Origin of the sequence: Eubacterium sp. An11, from assembly GCF_002161065.1 — a bacterium.
Lineage (GTDB): Bacteria > Bacillota > Clostridia > Lachnospirales > Lachnospiraceae > Anaerobutyricum > Anaerobutyricum faecale.
Genome location: NZ_NFLV01000008.1, coordinates 83,140 through 106,724, shown reverse-complemented (window position 1 = coordinate 106,724; position 23,585 = coordinate 83,140). Strand labels below are relative to the sequence as shown.

Below are 23,585 nucleotides of genomic sequence, written 5' to 3'. Positions count from 1 at the left end.
CGGACGAAACAACATGGGGGATGAAAATGGAAAACAAAACAAAAGTATCTGTGGTCATTGACGGAAAGGTTTATATGCTGGCGGGAAACAGCAGCGAAGCGTATATGCAGCGGATTGCCTCCTATGTGGACGGTAAGATCCGGGAATTAAAGCAGCAGGCCGGTTATGGCAAGCTGCCGCAGGAGTATAAGAATATTCTTTTGTCGCTGAATATCGCGGAGGACTATTTCAAGCTGCAGGATGAACTTAATATTTTCAATCAGGAGCATCAGGAGAGTGAGCAGGAGCTTTATAAGCTCAAGCAGGAGATGGTAGACAAAGAGATGCGGATAGACACGGCCAATAAGCTGGTGATTGAGTACAAGACCAAGGTCAACGAACTGCAGAAGCGCATTATTGAACTGGAAACACGGAGTGAGCTTCATGAGACAAAACGAAATGAAACGAAACGGAATTAAGCTGCCGGAGCTTTTGGCTCCGGCAGGTTCTTTTGAACACTTAAAAGTTGCCGTAAAGGCAGGGGCGGATGCTGTCTATATGGGCGGACAGCGGTTTGGTGCCAGGGCATATGCAGATAATTTTACCAGGGAGAACCTGGTGGAAGCACTGCATTATGCCCATTTTTATGAGAAACGGTTATATTTGACGGTCAATACACTGATGAAAGAGAAAGAGCTCCGGGAACAGCTGTTTGATTTTTTACTGCCTTTTTATGAGGAAGGCCTTGACGGGGTGATCGTGCAGGATGTGGGAGCGGCCTCCCTGATCCGACAGAATTTTCCCGGCATGGAGATCCACGGAAGCACCCAGATGACCATCACGGATGTGTACGGCGCCCGGGCCGCCGCGAGACTTGGCATGAACCGGGTGGTTCCCGCCAGAGAGCTGTCCCTCGATGAGATTCGTCAGATCAAAGAGGATACGGGACTGGAAGTAGAGATTTTCGTTCACGGGGCGCTCTGTTACTGTTATTCGGGGCAGTGCCTGTTTAGCAGCATGTACGGAGGACGAAGCGGAAACCGGGGACGCTGCGCTCAGCCGTGCCGTCTGCCGTACCGGGTGCTCGGAGCTGGCGGAAGGAAGAGGCTTACGTCCGGAAGCGGGGCCCATGTGCTGAGTCCGAAGGATCTGTGCGCCATCTCCCTGTTGCCGGAATTCATCGGGGCAGGCGTGGATTCTCTGAAAATCGAGGGCCGCATGAAAAATGTGGAGTACGTGGCGGGAGTGACTGCCATTTACAGAAAATATCTGGATGAATACAAAGAAAGACCGCAGGACTGGAGGATCTCCGGGGAGGACTACGCTGCACTGGAAGAACTGTACAGCCGGAGCGGTTTTACAGATGGTTACTGTAAACGGCATAATGGTCCGGAGATGATGTCCACGGTGCATCCGCGGAATCTGGGACGACAGATCGGCCGGGTGCGGCAGGTGCGCCGGGGAAAAATTGCGGTGGAACTTGACAAAGGCGTGGTACTCCATCCGAAGGATGTTCTGATTCTTCCATGGAAGGAGCAGGAGGAAATGGCGCTGACGGTGCCGGAACAACTGCAGATGGAAGGAAAGTTCTGTCTTTTGAATGTTCCAGGTACAAAAGAACTTAAACCGGGTATGGGAGTCTGGCGAAGAAAAAATGAAGCGTTATCTGCCTGGATTCAGAATGACATTTTGTCAAATGAGATAAAATATCCGGTAAGAGGAGAGATTACCATTAAAATCGGCGCGCCGGCAGTGCTGACTCTCCAATGCCGGGGAGAAGAGGCTGCGGTATCCGGCACCGTGGCGGAGCCTTCTTCCAGGCGTCCCCTGGAAGAGAAGGATATCAGCCGGCAGATGCATAAGACCGGCGGGGTGCCTTTTTATCTGGAAGATCTGCAGATTCATCTGGAAGAAAATGTATTTCTGCCTATGTCGGCGTTAAAGGAGCTTCGTCAGACGGGATTCCGGATGTTGCAGGAGCGGCTGGAACAGTCGTTTACAAAAACGTCACAGGAAAAAAACAGAATCGAAAGAAAGATTTCCTTGCAATCAGAAAGAAAAAGTGATACTGTTATTTCACTAAATAACAATAAGAAATCTATTGTTTTAAATGAGAAATCCGCAGTTTCCAATGTGAAAAAGAAAAAAATGGCAGTGGTATATGACAGAGAGCTGTTTTCATTCTGCCTCTCTCATCCGTTCTTTGACAGTATCTGTCTGCCGGCGGATTTCTGGGAGGAGGATGCGCTTCCCGCTTTGGCGGAAGAGATCTGCCGGCAGGGGAAACGTGCATTTCTTTCTCTGCCATTGATTCTCAGGATAAATGCCGCGCCGCAGGATACTGCGGCGGGAATGGAGAAGGAAGCCTCGGAAAACGGGGATTTTTATCCGGCTCTGGGTGCCCTCTGTCGGTCTCCGCACTGGTCAGGAATTTATGTGCATAGTATCGGACAGGCACAGTTTTTGTGGCGGCTGGAAGGGCGGACCGCTCCGATTTATGCCGGGGCGGACTGCTATCTGTGGAATCATCGCTCTGTGCGGGAGATGAAGCGGTTGTTTTCTCTGGCGGGAGCGGAACTTCCGGTGGAGCTGTCCGGCAGGGAGTGTCAGGAGATGCTTGAGGAAGCGGATGGACAGTTGTCAGGCGGGGCTGAACCGAAAGAAGCCCGGCCGGAGAGCATCATACAGATGGAGGCTTCCGTCTACGGCCGGGTGCCGCTGATGCGTTCCGCCCAGTGTATCAAGAAGACAAAGGGCGGCTGTAATCACCGCCAGGAGATCCTTTTCCTGGAGGACAGAAAGAAAAGGCAGCTGCCGGTGGTCAGCCATTGCCGGTACTGCTATAACAGTATCTGGTCGGACCGGCCGAGAAATCTTTTGGGGGCAGAGTACGGAGAAGTCGTGCAATCCCTTGACGGAGTGACTTTTCATTTCTTTCTGGAAGATAAAGAAAGTGTGGAAACGGCGGTCCGCCAGTATATGCGGTGGGAGGAAAACGGATATCGTCCGGTAAAAGGCAAAGAACCGGACGCATACTGGAAATTTGGAATTGAGTAGGTGAGTTCATGTTAAACATTATATCGACAGGGTCCAATTACATTTTCATGATCATGTGTGCGATTTATGCTGTATCTTGTTTTACTGTGTTCCTTCCTTCCACGGAAGATCAGCAGATCAGGAGGATGAACCGCCAGGAGCGGTTTATGTTTATTTTTCATTTTATCTGCTATGGCGTGTTGTTTTTAAAAACCTTTGATGTAAAGATTCTCGCTTTATATGCGGCGCAGGCGGTGTTTTTTAAAATACTTATTCTCATTTATGAGCATGTGTATACCGATTGTTCCAGGATTCTGATGAATCACACCTGCTTTTTGCTGCTGATCGGTTTTGTCATGCTGACCCGGCTGGATTTCGAACAGGCAGTGAAGCAGTTCGCCATTGTCGCGGTCAGCTCGGTTGTGGTTTTGATCGTTCCGTTTTTTCTGGAGAAAGCCTACTGGCTCAAAAGGCTCCGCTGGATATACGGGCTCATTGGTCTTGCGCTTTTAGCTTCTGTGTTTGTCATCGGAAGCACAAAGAACGGATCGACCAACTGGATTTCTCTGGGAGCTTTTGCCATCCAGCCGTCGGAATTTGTAAAGATCGCTTTTGTATTTTTCCTGGCGGCCATGCTGGAAAAGCCGGCAAGCTTTAAACGTGTGCTGATTACCGCGCTGTTTTCCGGCTGCCATGTGATGGTTCTGATTCTGGAAAAGGATCTGGGAGGCGCCCTTTTATACTTTGTGATTTTTATTTTCCTGAGCTATGCGGCTACCGGACGGGGCATCTATGTGCTGGGAGGTGTGGCGGCAGGCACCCTGGCGGGAAGGCTGGCATACATATTGTTTGCCCATGTCCGCACCCGGTTTGACGCGTGGATCGATCCCTGGTCGATCATCGAGGGCCGGGGCTATCAGATCACCCAGTCGCTTTTTGCCATTGGGACCGGAGGATGGTTCGGTCTGGGGCTGACCCAGGGGCGGCCCTCGGATATTCCGGTGGTGGACAGTGATTTTATTTTCTCCGCCATCGCGGAGGAATTCGGCGTCTTTTTTGCCATCTGTCTGATCTTTATCTATTTAGGTGTATTTGTACATTTTCTGCAGATTGCCATGGATGTGAAAGGACGTTTTTATAAGCTGGTAGCTTATGGATTTTCCATTTGTTTTATTTTTCAGGTCTTCCTCTGTATCGGAGGAGTCACGAAGTTTATTCCGTCCACCGGCGTTACGCTGCCGTTGATCAGTTATGGCGGAAGTTCCGTTGCCAGTACCCTGATTATATTTGCGATTATGCAGGGCATTTTTATGATTGCCTATAAAGAAGATGAGGAAGTGGAAGAAGATGAACAGACATCAGAAATCAGCCCGCAGAGAGGGACAGGCCGCTAGGCAGTTAAAGACAACAGAATCCGTGACCATCTGGGAAAGACTGGCTTCTTTATTTGTGCCCAAAAAAGGGCGGAAGCTCCGGACCAACCGGTATATGTTCCGGACCAGTCTTTTTGTGGTGGTGCTTTTTCTTGGGCTCATCGGTTATCTGGTGAAGTTTACCATTTACGATGCGCCGGAAGTGATCAACAGTCCCTATAATAAGCGTACCACAGCCTTATCAGAAAAAGTCCTGCGGGGCAGCATCAAGAGTGCCAACGATAAGGTACTGGCGGAAACCACTGTGGATGAGGACGGAGATGAGGTAAGGGAATACCCGTATGAGGATATGTTCGCCCATGTGGTGGGATATAATTCCCATGGAAAAGCGGGCCTGGAATCTGCCTATAATTATGATCTGCTGACTTCCCACGAACAGCTGGTGGACCAGATCAGGGAAGGAGTATCGGGGGAGAAGACCGTGGGAGACACCATTGTGACCACCCTGGATACCCGTCTGCAGAAAGCTGCCTACAACGCCCTGGGTGATCATCGCGGAGCTGTGGTGGCCATCGAGCCGAAGACCGGAAAAGTGCGTGCCATGGTGTCCAAGCCGGATTTTGATCCCAACGAGCTGGACGACATCTGGGAGGAGATCAATTCCGATGAAGATAACAGCTGCCTTTTAAACCGCGCGACACAGGGGCTTTATCCGCCGGGATCCACTTATAAACTGGTCACGGCGCTGGAATATATAGAGGAACATCCGGCTTCTTACGGGGATTTTAGTTATGATTGTACCGGTGAGACCGTGGTGGACAGTGTCCGCATCAGCTGTTATGACGGTGAAGAGCACGGGGAAGTGGATCTGGAGGAAGCGTTCACTAAATCCTGTAATACTGCTTTTGTCACTCTGGGAAGCACTCTGAATCTGAAACGGTTCGCCGCCCTCAATGAGAAGCTCCTTTTTGGTCAGAGCATCCCTTTTGATATTGCCGTAAAACAGAGTCGGTTTGATCTGGATGAGGACTCGCAGAAAAGCGAGGTGCCTCAGACCGTTATCGGCCAGGGAAATACTCTTATGACGCCGTTTCACAATGCGCTTCTCATGTGCGCCGTCGCCAATGACGGAGTGCTGATGAGGCCGTATCTGGTAGAAAGTGTGGAAAGCGCCGACGGAGCTGTGATCAAGGAGACGAAACCGGAGGAATACAAGACTCTGGTAGACCCAAATGATGCGAAGATTCTTCAGAAAATGCTGCGAAATGTTGTGACCGACGGTACCGGACGGGTGCTGGATACCGATCTGTATACGGCTGCGGGTAAAACCGGAACGGCGGAAAATGAAGGAGAGCGGTCCCATGCCTGGTTTTTTGGATATTCCAATGTGGAAGACCCGGATCTGGTGGTCTGTGTCATCGTGGAAAACAGCGGTACCGGCAGCGAGTATGCGGCTCCGATCGCGAAAGAAGTCTTTGATTCGTATTATAATAATGAGATGAAAGACTATTACTCATAGAAATATCTGCAAAAATCAGACAGCTTTCTTGCAAAGGACGTATCTATTTGCTATACTGTTACCAAGTGTAATACACACCAGAATTGTTTGCATAGGAGGAAGAGATATGATACAGGCAACAAGTTGTGGTGGTGTGGTCATTTTTCGCGGGAAAATCCTTCTTTTATACAAAAATTATAAAAACAGGTATGAGGGATGGGTGCTCCCAAAAGGAACAGTAGAGGAGGGAGAAGAATATAAAGAAACCGCACTGCGGGAAGTGAGAGAGGAAACCGGTGCGAGGGCGTCTATTATTAAATATGTGGGAAAGAGTCAGTACACTTTTAATACCGCTCACGATGTGGTGGTAAAAGATGTTCACTGGTATCTGATGATGGCGGACAGCTATTATTCCAAGCCACAGAAAGAAGAATATTTTGTGGATTCCGGTTTTTATAAATTTCATGAAGCCTATCATTTGCTACGGTTTCCCAATGAGAAGCAGATTCTTGAGGATGCGTATCAGCAGTATCTCGATTTGAAGAAGGCGAATCTCTGGGGAAGCCGGAAGTATTTTTAAATCTAAACGTGTAGACTGTACGTGGAGAGAAGATTTCCATGTACAGCCTTTTTTTATTTCACAGGAAATTGCATTCCTGTGAAATAAAAAACGCTCCGTGAGGATCGCACTGCGGCGGAGAATCCTGCTTTGCAGGATTCTTTCCTATTTTGGGACGGATCATGCGTCTTATGTGTTTCCTTCCCGGGAGATCTGCCTGTTATGCGAAAAGGGTATCCGCTGCTTTGGATGGATCCTCTGTGCGGGAAGAGAAATAATCCTGCAGGATTTTTTTGACTTCCTGCATCTGTGCGGCGGTCTTCGGATCAGAGTAAGGAATCCGCGCGATCAGACGGCTGATATACTGACGCTCTTCTATGATCGTAAGTGTCGCCCGGAAATTGATATCGAAAAAGTAGGCCAGGTAAGAAAGCCAGTAATCCATCTTTGTTTTTCGGGTGGGAGAGTAGATGGACTTATGATCCATAAACTGTGCCATGACCTCCGGCGTGATAGAAGATCTGCCCACTTCTTTGGGTGATACGCCCAGCATGGTTTCGATGGAGTCTTCTAATTTGACCCGGCAGTTATCCAGCTTGTCTGCGTCCCGGATCAGCCTGGCATGGAGCAGTTCCCGCTGGTCAGAAATACCTTCCAGCTTAAAATCGCTGTGTCTGGCGATGGCAGTGCGGATAATGGAATCCCACGCCGGTTCTTTTATAAAGTCACGGATTTTCCCCTCTTCAAACAGAAGATGCACGCCAAAAGCGGCGTGATCCATGGTATCCGGCTCAAAGCTGTCAAATCGTTTCAGTTGTTCAAACCGTCCGATATCGTGCAGCAGAGCGATAAGCTGCGCCAGATCGGTATCTTCCCGGGAAAGGCCCATCCGCCCGCAGATCTGACGGCTGCAGTGAACCACCCCATAGGTATGAATGATTTTCAGGCGTACCTTATCGTCTGACCGGTCGTATTGCTCAAGATAAGATTCGAATTGTTGTCTGGCATAATCCAGGTTCATGTCTGTCACTTTTGTTACTCCTTCTTTGATAAAAATAGTATGTAAAAATAAAGGATCGTCAATGGAAGAACGTTCTGATTCTCATTTTAACATAAAAAGCAGAAAACAAATAATATTTCTTGACATTTTAATATGAAAGCATATAATGAGTGTTGATATAATAAGAATACTTAGTATAATTGTGGAGGAAAAATGGAAAGTCTTCATTATCTACTGATGAAATCCCACGCCATGTTATCGAAAAAAGTGCTTTCCGAAGCCGGCAAGCTGGGGCTTACTTCCGGCCAGCCGAAAATCCTTGATTTTCTTTTTAAATATCAGGAGGCAGATCAGAAGACGATTGCAGCTTATTGTGAGATAGAGCAGGCAACAGTGGGAAGCATCTTATTTCGCATGGAAAAAGCTGGTTTGGTCCATCGGAGAAACCGCGAAGGAAACCGCCGTTCTTTGTATGTTTCACTAACGGATAAAGGGCAGATCGCGGCGGAAAAAATGATGGATGTTTTCCGGCGGGAAGAGGAAAAAGCGGTGTCCGGCCTTTCCGGAGAAGAGGTGGATACCCTGAAAAATATGTTGGTTAAATTATGCGGGAGCATAGAACAATCTTCAAAAGAAAAGGGGAAGAACTATGAGTAATACGATTTCTGACAGTGAAAAGAAAAAGAGAATCAATCATCCGGTTCTGCGGTTTGTTTTTTTATGTCTGGGTTTGACGATCATGGCCTTTGGCGTGGCATTTTCCATCAAGGCAGACCTGGGTATTTCGCCAATCTCCACGGTCCCGTATGTGACGTCGTTGATTTCCGGGCTGTCAGTGGGGACCACGACTATTATCATGAATTTTCTGTTTGTGCTCATCCAGATTGCGATTCTCCGGAGGCAGTATGACTGGTTTCAGCTCTTACAGTTTCCGGCTGCCATTGTGTTTGGAACCATGATCGATGTGGCGGAATATCTCCTGCAGGGAATACAGGTATCCAATTATCTGGAAGAATGGCTGTTTTGTATCATCGGCATCGTGCTGATCGCTCTGGGCATCAGCGTGGAAGTGATGGCAAATCTTGTCACCACAGCCGGCGAGGGAATAGTGCTTGCCATCTGTAAAGTAGCCCCGGTGAAATTTGGCAATATGAAAATGGGCTTTGATATTACGCTGGTCTGCATTTCGGTCGTTTTGTCCCTGGTATTCCTCGGCGGCGTGGAAGGCGTACGGGAAGGTACGCTGGCTGCTATGATTTTTGTGGGACAGATCACGAAGGTGACCAACAAATGGATGAAAAGAGTGGGCGATGTGGCGCTGGCATAAATGAGAGTGTGATGCTTAGATAAGTAAGAGATGTGGCGCTGGCGCAGACGGGCAATGTGCTGTCGGCATAAAATCCTTGACAAGTATTTCGGTTTGTGATAAAAATTTGTAAGAATATATAACTGAGGATCTGCTATTGTTTTAGTGCGGGTTCTCGTGCTGCAATAAAATGCTTGCCGCCGGGTAAGAGCAGAAGCGTTGATTTCGTATCGTTAGGCCATTGAAGATACGAAGGTCAATGCTTTTCTTTTTGTCTTTTTCCGGTGCGTAGTGAAAAAGATGTTAAAACAAAAAACCTGAGGCGGGAAGGATTTTGCGGTAAAAGATTGTAAGGAGGTAAAAAATGTTTCAGGAAATGAGAAGAAACAAACAGCAGCTGTCAAAAGAAGAGTGTATGGATATTTTAAGAGAAGGGACCTCCGGGGTGCTTTCTCTTGCGGGAGATGAGGAGTATCCTTACGGCGTGCCGTTAAGCTACGTGGCAGATGGAGATAAGCTGTATTTTCACTGTGCCAAAAGCGGCCACAAGCTGGACGCCATCCGCAGCAATCCAAAGGCGTCGTTCTGCGTAATTGCCCAGGATCATATTGTACCGGAAGAGTATACCTCGTATTTCCGGAGTGTTATTATTTTTGGAACGATCCGTATTCTGGAAGAGGAGAAAGAGAAACGTACCGCCATCGAGAAACTGGCGGTAAAATATGCTCCGAAGGATACAAAAGAAAACAGGGAGAATTTTATCAGGATGGAATGGGAGCCTCTCTGCATGCTGGAAATGAGTATGGATCATGTATCCGGAAAGGAAGCCATTGAGCTTGTCAGAGCAAGAAAAGAGTCATGAAGCCATTTTTGCTCTGTGATCCTGACCGATGTAATAAAGTTCACAGGATCATAAGATGGATTTTGGGAGGTTTGTATGAAAAAGAAAAATCGACTGCAGGAGTTTGCGAGATATGTGTCTCTCAATGTGATGGGCATGATCGGCCTTTCCTGTTATATTCTTGCCGATACGTTTTTCGTATCCAAAGGACTGGGGACAGACGGTCTTACCGCACTCAATCTGGCCATTCCCATTTACAATTTTATTCACGGAAGCGGTCTGATGATCGGAATGGGCGGCGGTACCCGCTATTCCATACAGAAAAGCCAGGAGGATCATAAGGCGGCAAACCGTACATTTACCCACACTCTGTATCTGGCAGCTGTATTTGCTGTGATTTTTGTGGCGGTAGGCCTGCTCTTTGCCGGGGATATCGTGTATCTGTTCGGCGCCAGAGATAATGTATATACCATGTCAAGAACATATCTTCGGGTCATCCTGCTTTTTGCGCCGGCGTTCCTTCTCAATAATGTTCTTTTGTGTTTTGTGAGAAACGACGGTGCGCCGCAGCTTTCCATGGCAGCCATGATCGGAGGAAGTCTCTCCAACGTAGTTCTGGACTGGGTGTTCATTTTTCCCTGCGGTATGGGGATCTTCGGAGCCGTATTCGCCACCGGATTGGCGCCGATCATCAGTATGCTGATTCTGTCGTCGCATTTTATCCGGAGACATAACGGATTTTATCCGGTGAAATGCCGTCCCCAGCCAGGACAGGCCGGATGGATTTTATCAAGCGGCGTCCCGTCTCTGGTCACGGAAGTTTCCTCCGGCGTGGTCATGATCGTATTTAATTCCATCATTATGAACCTCAACGGAAATGTGGGCGTGGCCGCTTATGGCGTCATTGCCAATCTCTCCCTGGTGATCATCGCCATCTATACGGGAATTGCTCAGGGTATCCAGCCGCTTTTGAGCCGCAGCTTCGGAGGCAGGAATTATGAAGATATCCGGGTGTTTTTGCGCTGTGCGCTGACAGTTATGGCGGTGTTTTCTGTCTGCATTTACCTGCTGGTATTCTTCGGCGCGTCTCCGATCACTGCGGTGTTCAACAGTGAACATGACCCCGTGCTCCAGACCATTGCCATGGAGGGGCTGCGTCTTTATTTCCTGGCCTGCCCTTTTGCCGGATTTAATATTATCATATCCATTTATTTTACATCAACAGAGCGGCCGCTGCCAGCGCATATCATCTCACTGCTGCGGGGATTTATCGTGATCGTTCCCATGGCTTTCCTGCTGTCTTTCCTGGGACAGATCCGGGGCGTCTGGTGTGCTTTTCCGGCCACGGAATTGCTGGTGGCCCTGATCGGAGCGCTCTTGTTCTGGCGCTGTCAGAAAAGTATAACAAAAGAGGAAAGGACCTCATGATAAGGTCCTTTCCTCTTTTGTCGCTTATTGTATGATTTCATTAAAGAGAGAAAGTATCTGTTTCCCTGTTCATGAAACAATATAACACTGTACACATGAATTGTCAATAAATAATCAGAAATTTTACATATTTTACACATAAATGAAAAAACATTAAAAATATAAGGTTTACAATAAGAAATAAATAAAAAAATCAATTTATTTTGCGATTATAACAAATATAGTCTAACAAATTGACGACAAATGTAATAAAAAATACAATAAGATTCTGCCTGACGAAAGAAAATCAGGAGCGGAACTCCCGGGGAAGGATTCCATAACGTTTTTTAAAACATTTTGTAAAGTAACTGATATTCTCAAAGCCGCAGGATTCGGATATGGCGGAAAGCGGTTTATCACTGGACATCAGAAGATTGGCGGCCATGGTCAGGCGATATTGAATGAGATATTCGATGGGACTTTGATTGATAACGGCGCGAAAGCAGCGGAAACATTCCCGTTTGCTGATATGGCCGGCGTCGGCAATCTGTTCAACGGTCATGGGCTTGCTGTAATTTTCATGAATAAAATCAAGCATTTTATGCATGCGGGTCATGTGAGAGATATTTTTGAGGGAGGGATCAGCAAGCAGATCGCCCGATTCAAATTTATGGAAAAGGCTCTGCCAGATGCGGCAGATCACTTCCATGGCATGCAGTTCATAATCCTGTTCTTTGGGACAAAGAGACTTAAATTTGCGAAAAAGGCGCAACATGAGCGTGTCTTCCTGTTGATCAGACATGAGAAAAAGGCCGTTCTTTTTGGAGTGCATCACAGGAAGAATGATTTTCTGATATAATTTGCCAAATGGCGGAGATGCAAAAAAGCTTGGGATCATGCTGAAAAGAAACAGGCTGCTTCCGGGAACCGTGTGTCTGTATCCGTGAAGAACCCGCGAATTGATAAAAAATCCATCGCCTGGATTTAGTGTGTGATGTAATTTCGATACGGGATTATTGAAAATATAATAGTCTAATTTCCCCTGAAGCAGGAGTCCGAACTGAAACTCAGAATGCCAGTGGCAGCTTATTTCTCCCTGCTTGTATTCATCCAGGGATTTCTTTGTTCTTAAGACAGGAAATTCTCCCTTCGGATATTGAAAGCTTTCCAGAAGATTTTCGTTGATGTCAGCAGTTTTATAGCACATAAATTCACCTCTTGATGTATGGCACAATGTTGTTAAAATGTGGCGGTATAGTTGCTTCTTATTTTTCCCATATGGTTTTATTATTATAGGGCGGAGCAGAAAAGAAGTCAATGCAGAAAATCAGAAACAGCAGGCAGCTTCGGGAAGACTGATATTCCGCAGTCAGTCGCGACATCACAGCAGGAAAGACAAAAGGTACATCATGTATTGACTTCTTTGTATGGATATTGATGTGCAGATCAGTACCTGCACATCAATATTTTACCGATCAATGAAAGATTAAAACACATAAAATGAAAAAAGGAGGAAACGGTCATGTCCATGGGAAGCGGAATCCAGTCTGAAAGATCTCATAAATCTTCCGACAAGAGAAAAGGTAGATTCCGATGAAGCTTCCTATCTGGGGATTGAAGGAGAGACAGTGACCGCGGATATTACAGAGTTGTACGGCATACCGGGCGGCGTCATTGTATCATCGGTGGTAAAAAATGGACCGGCAGATAAAGCTGGTGTGAAAAAGGGTGATATTATCACGGAACTGGACGGCCGTTCTGTGTCAAATATGGAACAGCTGCAGGATACGTTGCAGTATTATGCTGCCGGAGAGACCGTCTCCGTTGTGACCCAGCGGGCTTCCAATGGCAAATATCAGCCGCAGACACTTAGTATTACTCTTGGTTCGGCCAAAGATGCCGGACAGCAGTAGAAGAGTTCGGGAATAGTTCCCTTATAAAAGAAATAAAAAAAGAATCCTGGTCGGGGTTCTTTTTTTATGCCCTTTGGACGATTTCAGGCGTCAGAGGAACCGGCATCGGAATATGCAGAGCAAATCCTGGACAGATGCTTTACTGACAAAATGTTCCGGAAATATTTTCCGAAAATGGAAAGCACGATCAACGATGAGAGGATTTATTTCTAAAATTCACGTAAAAATAAAAGCAGATACAGCGGATGAAATTAAAAATAAGAAGTTAAATGGATTTTTACGGAACAAAATAAAAAGTTCCGTTTTGTCCTAGGCAAAATGAGGAAAAAGAATTATAGTTACTGCAAACAATTGATCAAAGGAGATCGTTCCTGGTTGTTATACAGGTTCGATCTCCTCTTTTTTTTATTAAGGAGGTGTATTTTTTGAAGCTAAAATTACAGATAATAACGATACTTGTTACATCTTTTTCATCATGGATTTATTGTATTGCTGTTGTGGTTTTGGCATTAATTTATCAGGCATTTCCGGGGCAGGAGCAGACAGCAGTTTTAATTTCAACATTGCCGATGGTTGTTATGATGATTGCCGCATTTGCATCAAGTATTATGCTGCAGGTATTTAACAAGAAAACCATTGTAATTTTAAGTATTGTGGTCGCGATTATTTCAGGCTTGCTGATATTGTTAGTTGACATGCCTTTGATTGGTGTATTGATATGTTCCGCATTGCTTGGGATTCCGGGAGGAATCATTCCGGCAGCAAATCCGACGGTATTGACATTGATATCTCCACCTGACATTTTAGATAGGGTTCTGGGATGGTATAATGCGTTTAAAATGCTTGGAATGGCAGTATTTACTCTGTTAGGCGGGATTTTTGCAAATACAGGAAGATTTCAGGATGGATATAAAACAGTGCTTCTTCTGATTCCGGTGTTGCTTCTGACGATTTTGTTTTATCCTGATGTTGACAAGGCAGAGATTAAGGGAAAAACAAAAGAAGAATCGAAAATACATATCAGACAGGCAGAAGAAGAAAATGAAAAATTGCCGGTCATTGCAATTGGATTATTGCTTATTTATCTGGTAGGTGCTGTATTCTGGAATGCATGGTATCTGAATTATTCGGACTATATTGTTAATGAGGCTCAGATCGGAACTACAGCTCTGGCAGGTGTGATAGGTTCACTGTGCAGTGTTGCAGGTACGGTTGCAGGTTTTTTATCAGATATTTGGATAAAAATTACAAAAAGATACAGCATAACTCTTGCATTCATATTTTGTGGTTTATTTATGATTGTTCCGCCGCTTACCCATAGCGTAGCCGGATGCTATGTGGGAGGAATCATAAACATGTTTTTCAACCTTATTATTGTATCAGGGCTTACCGTCTATGTAGGTCGTACTACCCATGGAAAAGCGACTACGACGGCTATGTCTCTGATGTCAGGGATTGAAGCATCAGGAGTATTTTTATGTTCTTATATTGTGCCGGCCATCGGCAGAAGAATTGGAGGAGGAGCCGGTACAAATATGATACTCAGTGGGACAGTTCTGATAATAATCGGGATCGGCGCATACTTTATCATAAAATCAGCCCATAAAATAGCTTATAAAGAAAAAGGAAATTTGTTTAACTTTTCAATGAAAAAGAATCAGACAGAAATACAGGAAATGAGGTAAGGAAAATGAAAATATTAAGGACAAGCCATGTGGGATTCATTGTAAAAAATCTGGAAACAATTATTGACTTTTATCATGGAGTTCTGGGACTTAAACTTTTGGACGGACCAAGTGATGAATTTCATGATGTAAATGAGGGTAAAGCAATGGGAATCATTGGTGATAACGATACCCATTGTCACAGGGAAGCATTTATGGAAACACCGGATGGTGTAATGCTTGAATTTATAGAAATTACAGATCCGACACCGGTCCCTGTTCCTGACACGGCAGCCTGTGCGGGCAAGCTCCATTTATGTTTATACGTGGATAATATACAGGAATGGGTAAAAGAACTTGAGAAGTATGATGTCAAACCTTTCATGGAACCACAGGAAGCTGAGATGGGCGATGGCGCAAAGTGCTACTGGGTTTATTTCAGAGATCCGGAAGGAATGTTGTTCGAATTGCAGGAACTGTGTCAGGAATAAAAATAATGTTATCAAAGCGATAAAATCAGAGTGATAAAGGTGAAAGAGGTGGAAATATGGGATTTATGGAGATTGATTTATCAGGACAGACAGCGGTTGTATTTGGTTCAGGAAAAGGAATCGGAGCAGTTGTTTCAGAACAGCTTGCACAGGCAGGAGCTATGGTTTATCTGGCAAGCCGCACGGAAGCAAACTGTATAAAGGTGATGGAAAAAATAACAGAAAACGGCGGTAAAGCATCGGCAGCAGCCTGTGATGTGAGCGATATTGAACAGGTGAATGAGGTATTGCAAAAAGCGGAAGAAGAAACCGGACGACTTGATATAGTGATTAATAATGCCGGCATTGATTGTGTGACTCCTTTTGTTGAATGCTCTCAGGAAGAGATCATGAGGGTTATTATGACAAATCAGATGGGAGTAAATAACGGTCTCCAGTGCGCACTGAGAAGGATGAAAAAGTATGGTCATGGAAAGATTGTAACAACTACATCCTTTGCAGGAAGAAGAGATCTTCCCCACGGTAACGGATTCGGTCATTATGGGATGACAAAAGCTGCTGTCAATTATCTTACTCAGACAGCGGCGTTTGCAGGAGCAGATTATAATATCAATGTCAATGCAGTTGGACCGGGAATTGTTAAGACAAAAATGTGGGAAGATATTCTGGATACCGATGAAGCAGATGGAAAAAACAGGGAGCAGACCTGGGAAGAATATCAGAAAAAATATATTCCGTTAGCCAGGGGAGCACAGAGTCATGAAGATATTGGATACATGATGTTGTTCCTCTGTTCAAAATATGCCGATAGCATCACCGGACAGGTTATATACGTAGATGGCGGTGCGAGTACAGATTAAATACAGAAGTGATAATTTTGATTAGATCAATAAACAGTTAAGATGGAGATATTATGGAAGATATAAGAAAATTATACAAAAATTCACAGAAAGAATTTGCCCCATATCAACCATATTTGGAACATAACAGAAATTATAAAAGTTATATTCCTGCTACAAATTCCTTATTAAGCAATATAGTATGGGAGGTATACCAGGTAGATGATTTTGATGATTCAAAATCTCTGGCTTTACCTGATTTGTGTGCGGATATCATGGCTTTTTATACAGAAGAGCGGGCGTACTGCTATATTATGAGCGCATCTATAACTATGCAGCAAATGAAAAAACTGGATTTTTTCTCCAGGGTAAAAAGCATTTTCGGAATCAGAATGAGGACAGGTATGCTTGGAAATATATTCCGATGTGATATAAAGGATGTGGGAAACACGCAGATTGCCCTGGCAGATGCTTTTTGGAATGGCAAAGAGTTTGAGGAAAAGCTGGCGTTTGCCGACCAGTTTTCTGACAGGTGGAAAATTATATCAGATTATCTGGAAAAACAGTTTCTTTTGAAAAAAGATGAAAATAATATAGTTTTATACATAGTAGACAGGATAATTTCAGGACAGGGACAGGTTTCCGTCTGCGAACTGGAAGAACAAACAGGATACTCAGGACGATATTTAAGAAAAATCATGAAAGATAATCTGGGAATTTCCATCAAACAATTATGTGAAGTTACACAATTTCAGTGGATGTGCAACTGCTACAAAAAGAACAAAGGGGAAATTCTGCTGTCTGACCTTGCTCTGCAGGCAGGATATTATGACCAGTCGCATATGAATCGCTGTTGCAGGAAGCTGACAGGAAAGCTTCCTAAAAATGTTATTCAAATGTATGCCTAATAACTGGCTGGAATGATTTCCTATTTATCCTATATTGTACAGAAGTTACATGTTACCATGATTACAGCAGAGATAAAAAAATGGGAGGTATGAATTATGTTAAAAAAAGAAAAAAGTGAGATGCTTTCTAAAGAGTTTAATAAATATTATCCTGGAGGACATTCCAATCTAAGAATTCCTATGGATGTAACAGAACACAGATTATTTATTGCAAAATCTCAGGGTACACATCTTACAGATGTAGATGGAAATGAATATATTGAATATAATGGTTCTATGGGACCGAATATTCTGGGACATGCTCATCCGGAATTCGTAGAGAGAATTGTGGAATATATGAGAAATAATGGAACGGCCATTGGTTCGAACCTCCTTTTTTCATCTATGGACGTTGAATTTGCAAAAAGACTTTCTGAATTGGTACCTTGCATTGAGGAGATCAAATGTACGATTACTGGTTCGGAAGCAGTGCAGGCAGCATTTCGTATTATGCGGGCATATACCGGAAAAAACGTCATTGTAAGATTTCAGGGAAGCTACGCAGGCTGGTGTGATAACGTTCTTGGTGGAAGAATAAACACAGATAAGAATGCGGAAGTTCCATATACAGATTTTACGACTCATGGTGGTCCTGAATCTGATCCCTATTATACAGAAGGACGCTCCCCGCTTGCCTACAGAGAAACTATTATGCTTCCATGGAATGATTTCGAGGCATTAGAAGAATGTTTTGATAAATATCATGATATTATTGCAGGTATTCATTTGGAAGGAATTGTATGGAATCATGAAGGACTTTATCCTAAACCGGGATTTCTGGAAAAAATAAGGGAACTTTGTGACAAATACAATATTGTTATGAGTATGGACGAAGTGATAACAGGATTTCGTGTGTCAATAGGTGGAGCTCAAAAAGTCCTCGGAATTACCCCTGATATCTGTACGATGGGAAAAGCTCTTTCGAACGGCATACCAATGTCATGCGTAGGTGGGAAAAAGCACATTATGGACTGCATTCGGGGAAACAAGGTTCTGGTTCCGGGAACGTATCCGGGATATGGTCTTGGTATGGCTGCAGCATTGGCGACAATGGATATACTGACGAGAGATGACTGTGCAGCTTATCAAAAGGTATATGCGGTTCAGGAAAAGATAATGGACGGCTTAGTTGATATTTCAAAGAAATATGATATTCCTTTGACGATCACAGAGGCAAATGGAGTGTTCTCTACCATTTTTGGCGTACCAGGAGGAAGAAGAAAACTTTATACGAATGAAGACTTAGATGGTTTTGATACAAATATAGTGAATAATTTCCAGCGCTATATGCAGGAGAACGGAGTATTTCTTATGTTCGGCGGCAGATGGTATGTTAATATTTCACACACCATGGAAGATGCTGAAAAGACAATTGCCGCAGCAGATAAATCAATGAAAGCTCTAAAAGAAAATAATTATAAATACGTTGCATCATAAAATAAACAATAAAGAAATTGGTATTATTGAAAAGGAACCGGCATGTGATATGGACGGTTCCTTTTTTTATGGATAATAGATGACAGAAAGAATGAAGTTTCATCCATTAATAATTCAACAACAAAACAGAAACATTTTGAAAAAATGAGAGGAGTATCCTTACAGCGTAAAAAATAAACAGGCAGATAAGAAGGAGGAAATCATAATGGCAAAATCAAAACTTATCAAAGCCAATGAAAAGATTGCAGAGAAAGTTGTTGGCGGCTACAAAAAGATTGAGAATACTGTGGTGGGTGGTTATAAAAAGATTGAAGAGGGAGCCGTGAGCGGCTTTACAAAAATGTCAGATTCTTTTGTGGACGAGTTCCTCACCAAAGACGGGGAGACCGTGGAGGAAGCCAGGGCACGGCTGGCAGAGGAACAGAAGAAGAGAGAAGCGGCCGGAAGGGAAAGAAGATGAGCAAAAAACGGATGATTGCGGAAAATAATAAAGTTTCAGCGACCAGAGAATAAAGATAGGAAAGTCATGAGTGGGACTTATTGACAAAGAATAATCCGGCTGGTATATTTGTTTTCTGGAAATAATAAACATAACAATAAAAAAGAACGACAAAGGTGTGTTCACTGTATCGGTGAATGCGCCTTTTTTTATGATGTCACAGCATGAGTTTAACGTGAAAGGAAGTCTTTTTATGAGCGGGTCGATGAAACTGATTCAGCCATATTTTGTCATACATACGGATTACTATTATAAGGCCATCTGTGCCCGGTATGGTATCTTACATTTTTATATGTATACATTGCAGGACAGGGAAGACATCTCGGCGGTGCCGGATGGCTGTATTGATCTGGTTTTTGAGTATGGAGACGGGGTTATGAACGCCCGGGCCTGCGGCACGGTATTTTCCTGCCAGAAGACTTTGTTTCAATTCGGCCATACTTATTTTGGCGTGCGATTTCTGCCGGGAGTAAGGCCATGCATTCTTGACACCTCTCCCAGAGAGCTGGTGTGCTGTGAGGCAGATTTGCGGGAAATCACCACCTGCAAAGATTTTCTGGAAAAAATGGAAGGGCTGACGACTTTTGCAGGATGCGCTCATACTTTTCTGGAGGAATACGGGCGCATCTTCGAAAAAGAGAATCAGAAGGCCTCCTCCTGCGCCCATGTGCTGGTGGATCATTCTATCGGAAGGATTTATGAGACGGGAGGAAGGATTAAAGTGTGTCAGATGGAAGAAGAGACCGGATACAGTTCCCGTTACATCAATAAAGTGTTTAATGAGGAACTGGGATACGGGCCGAAGTTTCTGTGTAAGATCGTGCAGTTTCAAAATGTGCTGACCTGCATGAATTCCCTGGAATCCCGGCTGGAAGGCCATAAGGAGAGGCTGACCGATGTGGCGGTGGATTTTGGATACTATGATCAGCCGCAGCTGATCCGGGATTTTAAAAAGTTTGCCAGCGTGACGCCCAAAACCTATGAAAAGCTCATCTGTAAGGCGCAGTACAGCCGGCATCTGATAGAGGAAAAAATTTTCTGAGAGGCCGGTAAATATAAAAAAATCACAAACAGCGAAGACAAAAGAAGGACTTCTGTGGCTTTCCCGCAGGAGTCTTTCTTATTTTCAGGGAATATGGAAAAGACTTGGGACAGAAGAAGTGGTAGTTCCGATTTTTACAATTTTTTTCCCGGATTCGTGGTAAACTTTAAAACCGTAAGAACAAAGGCGTTGGAACAAGATTTCCGGCGCCTTTTCTCTTTTAATAAGTAAAGAAAAGAGGTAGTAAGTTTGGAAGTAAACAACTTCCAAATCCACCAGGATTGACGCAGCGGGTGCGTCAGGAAAGGAGAAGAAATGAGCGTATATCCAGAAGTTGATTTTTTATATTTGAATGAAGAAGACATGGTGAAAGCCGGCGTGAAGGATATGCCGGGATGCATCGGAGCCATTGAGGAAATGTTCCGGCTCATGAAGAAGGGCGACTACCGTATGGGCGGCGCTAACGGTAATTCCCACGGTGTGATGATGGTATTTCCGGAATCGTCTCCGTTCCCGAACATGCCAACAGACGGGCCGGACCGGCGGTTCATGGCCATGCCGGCGTATCTGGGCGGCAAGTTCGATATGGCGGGTATGAAGTGGTACGGATCCAACATCGAGAACCACAAAAAGGGCCTGCCACGCTCCATTCTCATGCTGACCTTAAATGACAAGGATACCGGCGCTCCGGTGGCTTATATGTCCGCCAATATTTTAAGCGCGTACCGGACCGGGGCGGTGCCGGGAGTCGGATTTAAGTATTTTGCCAGAGAGGATGCGGACACGGTTGGAATCATCGGACCTGGCGTTATGGGAAAGACGGCCTTCGCTGCGGCCATGGCGGTGCGGCCTTCCATCAAAAAAGTAAAGATCAAAGGAAGCAGCCTGAAGTCTAAATCCGCAGCAGAGTTTGCAGAGTTTGTAAAGGAATCTTATCCGTCTGTAAAAGAGATCCGTATCGTGGGAACTGATGAGGAAGCAGTCAGAGACAGCGACATTGTGAGTATCGCCACCTCAAGTCCGACGGGAGACATTTCCCAGTATCCGTACATTAAGGAAGAGTGGATCAAACCGGGAGCCGTATTAAGCTGTCCGGCAGCGGCCAGATTTGATGATGATTTTCTCATCCACAGGGCAAGAAATGTGGCGGATAATATCATGCTTTACGAGGCATGGGAAGATGAGATGCCGTATCCGGCCTATGAATCTATTCCGATTCCGACAGTTCACTGTATGGATCTGATACATGACGGAAAAATGACAAAAGATCAGGTGGATGATCTGGGAGATGTGATCACCGGAAAGGTTCCGGTTCACCGCAGGAAAGATGAGATCGTGGTTTATTCCGTGGGAGGCATGCCGGTGGAAGATGTGGCCTGGGGCACTGTCTGTTATCGAAACGCCCTGAAACGGGGAATCGGAACGAAACTTAACCTGTGGAATCAGCCGCAGCTGGCGTAGGAAGGAGGCCGCGCAAATGGATATGGAAAGAAGAATTACGGAACATCCCATTTTGGGGGAAATAGAAAAGGGAAGACAGGTGGCTTTCACCTATGACGGAAAGACGCTGTATGGCTGTGAGGGAGAACCCATCGCGGCAGCCCTCAAAGCGGCGGGCGTCATGGTACACCGCTATACGAAACGGGCCCATAAGCCTCGCGGCATCTTCTGTGCCATCGGGCGCTGTACGGACTGTGTCATGGTGGTGGACGGCAAGCCGAATATCCGCACCTGTGTCACACCTCTGAGAGAGGGTATGGATGTTCGAACCCAGTACGGGGTCAGCGCAAAGAAGGAAATGTGAGGTGAAGAGAGATGGAAAGATTTGATTTGATTGTTGTGGGCGCCGGCCCGGCAGGACTTTCCGCAGCCATTGAAGGGGCGAGGAAAGGAATGCGCGTGGTGGTTTTTGATGAAAATGATCGTCCGGGCGGACAGTTGTTTAAACAGATACATAAATTTTTTGGTTCCAAAGAACATAAAGCGAAAATCCGCGGATTCCGCATCGGCCAGCAGCTTCTGAAAGAAGCGGCGGACGCCGGCGTCAAAGTGGTGCTGGGCGCCACCGTGGAGGGGCTCTATCTTGATAAAGAAGTCACTGTAAAGATCGGAGAGAAACTCTTCCATTATAAAGGGGACGCCATCCTCGTGGCCACCGGCGCTTCGGAAAATATGGTCACCTTCCCGGGCTGGACACTTCCCGGCGTCATCGGAGCCGGAGCGGCCCAGACCATGATGAATCTGCACGGTGTAAAACCCGGCAGCAGGATTTTGATGCTTGGTACCGGAAATGTAGGTCTGGTGGTAAGTTTTCAGCTGCTCCAGTGCGGCTGTGAGGTGGTAGCTCTCGTGGATGCGGCGCCGCAGGTGGGCGGCTACGGCGTTCACGCGGCCAAAGTAGCCAGAACCGGCGTTCCGTTTTATTTAAGCCACACCATCGTGGAGGCGGAAGGCGAGGACTGTGTCACCGGTGTCACGATCGCCCAGGTGGATGAACATTTTCAGTTTGTGCCGGGAACGGAGAAACATTTCGATGTGGATACCATCTGTCTGGCGGTGGGACTCTCCCCGATGTCCCAGCTGTTGAAAATGGCAGGCTGCCAGATGGAAGATGATCCAGCGAAGGGCGGTCAGGTGCCGGTCTGTGATGAAGAGGGCCAGACGTCCGTTCCGGGAATCTTTGTGGCCGGCGATGTCTCCGGTATCGAGGAGGCCAGCTCCGCCATGATCGAGGGAAGAATGGCCGGCCTGGCGGCGGCGAGATATCTTGGATATGTGGACGGAGCGGAGGCAGAGACAGGAAAGAACATGCTGGAAGGTCAGCTTTTTAGCCTCCGCCAGGGAATGTTCGCACCGGGACAGAAAGGAAAGAAAATCGAGACCACGGAAGAAGGAATCCCGGTTTCTGAGAATCTGTTAAAACACGGCTTTGTGGCGGAGGATGAGATTATGCGTTTTCCTGGCGTGACAAAGAGAGTCGGCGTCCATCCGGTCATGGAATGTACGCAGAACATTCCGTGTAATCCTTGTCAGGATGCCTGTCCGAAAGGATGCATTTCCATCGGAGATAATATCACAGCACTGCCGTTTGTGGTGGATGACGCAGCATGTATCGGATGCGGCATGTGTGTGGCCGCCTGCTCCGGTCAGGCAGTGTTCCTGGTCGACGATGATATTGGCGACGGTTTTGCCAGCGTGACACTGCCCTATGAATTTCTGCCGCTTCCGGAGAAGGGAGAGACAGGAATGGCGCTGGGACGGGACGGAAAAGAACTTTGTGAAGCCAGTGTTCTTGATATAAAGACGGCGAAAGCCTTTGATCAGACGGCGCTTCTTACCATAAAAGTACCGGCTGAAATGGCCATGAAAGCCCGGTTTTATAAGAATCCTTCCCGGGAAGGAAAGGATGCTGTAAGGGAAGGAGGATCAGCAGAATGAATGACAGATCAAGAGATATCGGACCATTTGTACCGGCGCCGGATGACGATATGATCATCTGCCGGTGTGAGGAAGTGACAAAAGGAGAAATCCGTCAGGCGGTCCACGACGGAATGTTTACCATCGCGGAAATCCGGCGTTACCTGCGGGCCGGCATGGGACTTTGTCAGGGCCAGACCTGTTCAAAACTGGTAAAAAGTATTGTAGCCCGTGAACTGAATGTATCTCCGGCGTGCCTGGAACCGGCGACCTCCCGGGCGCCGATGCGGCCGACGGAAATGTATATTCTGGCAAATGAGGAAAGGGAGGTGTGATG

At 45.9% G+C, this 23,585-nt stretch carries 23 protein-coding genes; 21 read left to right on the top strand and 2 right to left on the bottom strand.

All coding sequences use genetic code 11. From position 1 onward, the window contains the following. Positions 1-26: 26 nt before the first annotated feature. From B5E53_RS08420 to B5E53_RS08400, 5 genes are all read left to right on the top strand, one after another. A complete protein-coding gene (locus B5E53_RS08420; protein WP_162611861.1) occupies positions 27-458 on the top strand; it encodes a cell division protein ZapA in 432 nt (143 codons plus the stop codon). Next, a complete protein-coding gene (locus B5E53_RS08415) occupies positions 424-3,036 on the top strand; it encodes a U32 family peptidase (protein ID WP_087314031.1) in 2,613 nt (870 codons plus the stop codon). The genes B5E53_RS08420 and B5E53_RS08415 overlap by 35 nt, the downstream gene beginning before the upstream one ends. An 8-nt stretch (positions 3,037-3,044) precedes the next feature. Beyond that, positions 3,045-4,409 (top strand): FtsW/RodA/SpoVE family cell cycle protein, encoded by a 1,365-nt coding sequence (locus B5E53_RS08410; RefSeq protein ID WP_242963593.1) that lies wholly within the window; start codon positions 3,045-3,047, stop codon positions 4,407-4,409. Next, complete coding sequence (locus tag B5E53_RS08405; RefSeq protein ID WP_242963591.1) at positions 4,363-5,907, top strand: penicillin-binding transpeptidase domain-containing protein; 1,545 nt, start codon at positions 4,363-4,365, stop codon at positions 5,905-5,907. The genes B5E53_RS08410 and B5E53_RS08405 overlap by 47 nt, the downstream gene beginning before the upstream one ends. A gap of 106 nt (positions 5,908-6,013) precedes the next feature. Further along, entirely contained in the window at positions 6,014-6,466 is a 453-nt protein-coding gene (locus B5E53_RS08400; RefSeq protein ID WP_087314029.1) for an NUDIX hydrolase, read from the top strand. A gap of 199 nt (positions 6,467-6,665) precedes the next feature. Here the strand turns inward: B5E53_RS08400 and B5E53_RS08395 are convergent, their stop codons facing one another. Further along, on the bottom strand, positions 6,666-7,466 hold the full coding sequence (locus B5E53_RS08395) for an HD domain-containing protein (RefSeq protein ID WP_087314083.1): 801 nt from the start codon (positions 7,464-7,466) through the stop codon (positions 6,666-6,668). A 192-nt stretch (positions 7,467-7,658) separates the two neighbouring features. Between B5E53_RS08395 and B5E53_RS08390 the strand changes: the two genes are divergently transcribed. The 4 genes from B5E53_RS08390 to B5E53_RS08375 all read left to right on the top strand — a co-directional run bounded on the left by B5E53_RS08390 (position 7,659) and on the right by B5E53_RS08375 (position 11,020). After that, positions 7,659-8,102 carry a MarR family transcriptional regulator gene (locus B5E53_RS08390; RefSeq protein WP_204245511.1) on the top strand — a complete coding sequence of 148 codons (444 nt, stop codon included), beginning with the start codon at positions 7,659-7,661 and terminating at the stop codon, positions 8,100-8,102. Continuing rightward, a complete protein-coding gene (locus B5E53_RS08385) occupies positions 8,095-8,772 on the top strand; it encodes a DUF6198 family protein (protein WP_087314027.1) in 678 nt (225 codons plus the stop codon). Before B5E53_RS08390 ends, B5E53_RS08385 begins: the two co-directional genes overlap by 8 nt. Positions 8,773-9,115: 343 nt before the next feature. After that, positions 9,116-9,613 carry a pyridoxamine 5'-phosphate oxidase family protein gene (locus tag B5E53_RS08380; RefSeq protein ID WP_087314025.1) on the top strand — a complete coding sequence of 166 codons (498 nt, stop codon included), beginning with the start codon at positions 9,116-9,118 and terminating at the stop codon, positions 9,611-9,613. A 75-nt stretch (positions 9,614-9,688) separates the two neighbouring features. Beyond that, a complete protein-coding gene (locus tag B5E53_RS08375; protein WP_087314023.1) occupies positions 9,689-11,020 on the top strand; it encodes an MATE family efflux transporter in 1,332 nt (443 codons plus the stop codon). A 286-nt stretch (positions 11,021-11,306) separates the two neighbouring features. Here the strand turns inward: B5E53_RS08375 and B5E53_RS08370 are convergent, their stop codons facing one another. Continuing rightward, entirely contained in the window at positions 11,307-12,206 is a 900-nt protein-coding gene (locus B5E53_RS08370; RefSeq protein WP_087314021.1) for an AraC family transcriptional regulator, read from the bottom strand. A 340-nt stretch (positions 12,207-12,546) separates the two neighbouring features. Between B5E53_RS08370 and B5E53_RS08365 the strand changes: the two genes are divergently transcribed. The 12 genes from B5E53_RS08365 (at position 12,547) to B5E53_RS08305 (ending at position 23,583) form a co-directional block, all read left to right on the top strand. After that, positions 12,547-12,912, top strand: coding sequence for a PDZ domain-containing protein (locus B5E53_RS08365; protein WP_087314019.1), 366 nt, complete (start codon positions 12,547-12,549; stop codon positions 12,910-12,912). 425 nt (positions 12,913-13,337) lie between these two features. Further along, positions 13,338-14,597: an MFS transporter gene (locus tag B5E53_RS08355; protein WP_162611859.1), complete on the top strand. Its 1,260-nt coding sequence runs from the start codon at positions 13,338-13,340 to the stop codon at positions 14,595-14,597. Between the two features lie 5 nt (positions 14,598-14,602). Beyond that, positions 14,603-15,067, top strand: coding sequence for a VOC family protein (locus B5E53_RS08350; protein ID WP_087314013.1), 465 nt, complete (start codon positions 14,603-14,605; stop codon positions 15,065-15,067). A gap of 56 nt (positions 15,068-15,123) precedes the next feature. Continuing rightward, complete coding sequence (locus B5E53_RS08345) at positions 15,124-15,927, top strand: SDR family oxidoreductase (protein ID WP_087314011.1); 804 nt, start codon at positions 15,124-15,126, stop codon at positions 15,925-15,927. A 383-nt stretch (positions 15,928-16,310) separates the two neighbouring features. Further along, positions 16,311-16,814 (top strand): helix-turn-helix domain-containing protein, encoded by a 504-nt coding sequence (locus tag B5E53_RS19210; RefSeq protein WP_162611858.1) that lies wholly within the window; start codon positions 16,311-16,313, stop codon positions 16,812-16,814. 96 nt (positions 16,815-16,910) lie between these two features. Further along, a complete protein-coding gene (locus B5E53_RS08335) occupies positions 16,911-18,290 on the top strand; it encodes an aminotransferase class III-fold pyridoxal phosphate-dependent enzyme (protein WP_087314008.1) in 1,380 nt (459 codons plus the stop codon). Positions 18,291-18,495: 205 nt separating this feature from the next. After that, positions 18,496-18,750 carry a hypothetical protein gene (locus B5E53_RS08330; RefSeq protein WP_087314006.1) on the top strand — a complete coding sequence of 85 codons (255 nt, stop codon included), beginning with the start codon at positions 18,496-18,498 and terminating at the stop codon, positions 18,748-18,750. Between the two features lie 232 nt (positions 18,751-18,982). Continuing rightward, a complete protein-coding gene (locus B5E53_RS08325; protein WP_162611857.1) occupies positions 18,983-19,831 on the top strand; it encodes a helix-turn-helix domain-containing protein in 849 nt (282 codons plus the stop codon). A 315-nt stretch (positions 19,832-20,146) separates the two neighbouring features. Then, a complete protein-coding gene (locus B5E53_RS08320) occupies positions 20,147-21,292 on the top strand; it encodes a tyramine oxidase subunit B (protein WP_087314002.1) in 1,146 nt (381 codons plus the stop codon). A 16-nt stretch (positions 21,293-21,308) separates the two neighbouring features. Then, positions 21,309-21,635, top strand: coding sequence for a (2Fe-2S)-binding protein (locus tag B5E53_RS08315; RefSeq protein ID WP_087314000.1), 327 nt, complete (start codon positions 21,309-21,311; stop codon positions 21,633-21,635). 11 nt (positions 21,636-21,646) lie between these two features. Further along, a complete protein-coding gene (locus B5E53_RS08310; protein WP_087313998.1) occupies positions 21,647-23,269 on the top strand; it encodes an FAD-dependent oxidoreductase in 1,623 nt (540 codons plus the stop codon). Continuing rightward, a complete protein-coding gene (locus tag B5E53_RS08305; protein ID WP_087313996.1) occupies positions 23,257-23,583 on the top strand; it encodes a (2Fe-2S)-binding protein in 327 nt (108 codons plus the stop codon). The genes B5E53_RS08310 and B5E53_RS08305 overlap by 13 nt, the downstream gene beginning before the upstream one ends. Positions 23,584-23,585: the final 2 nt, after the last annotated feature.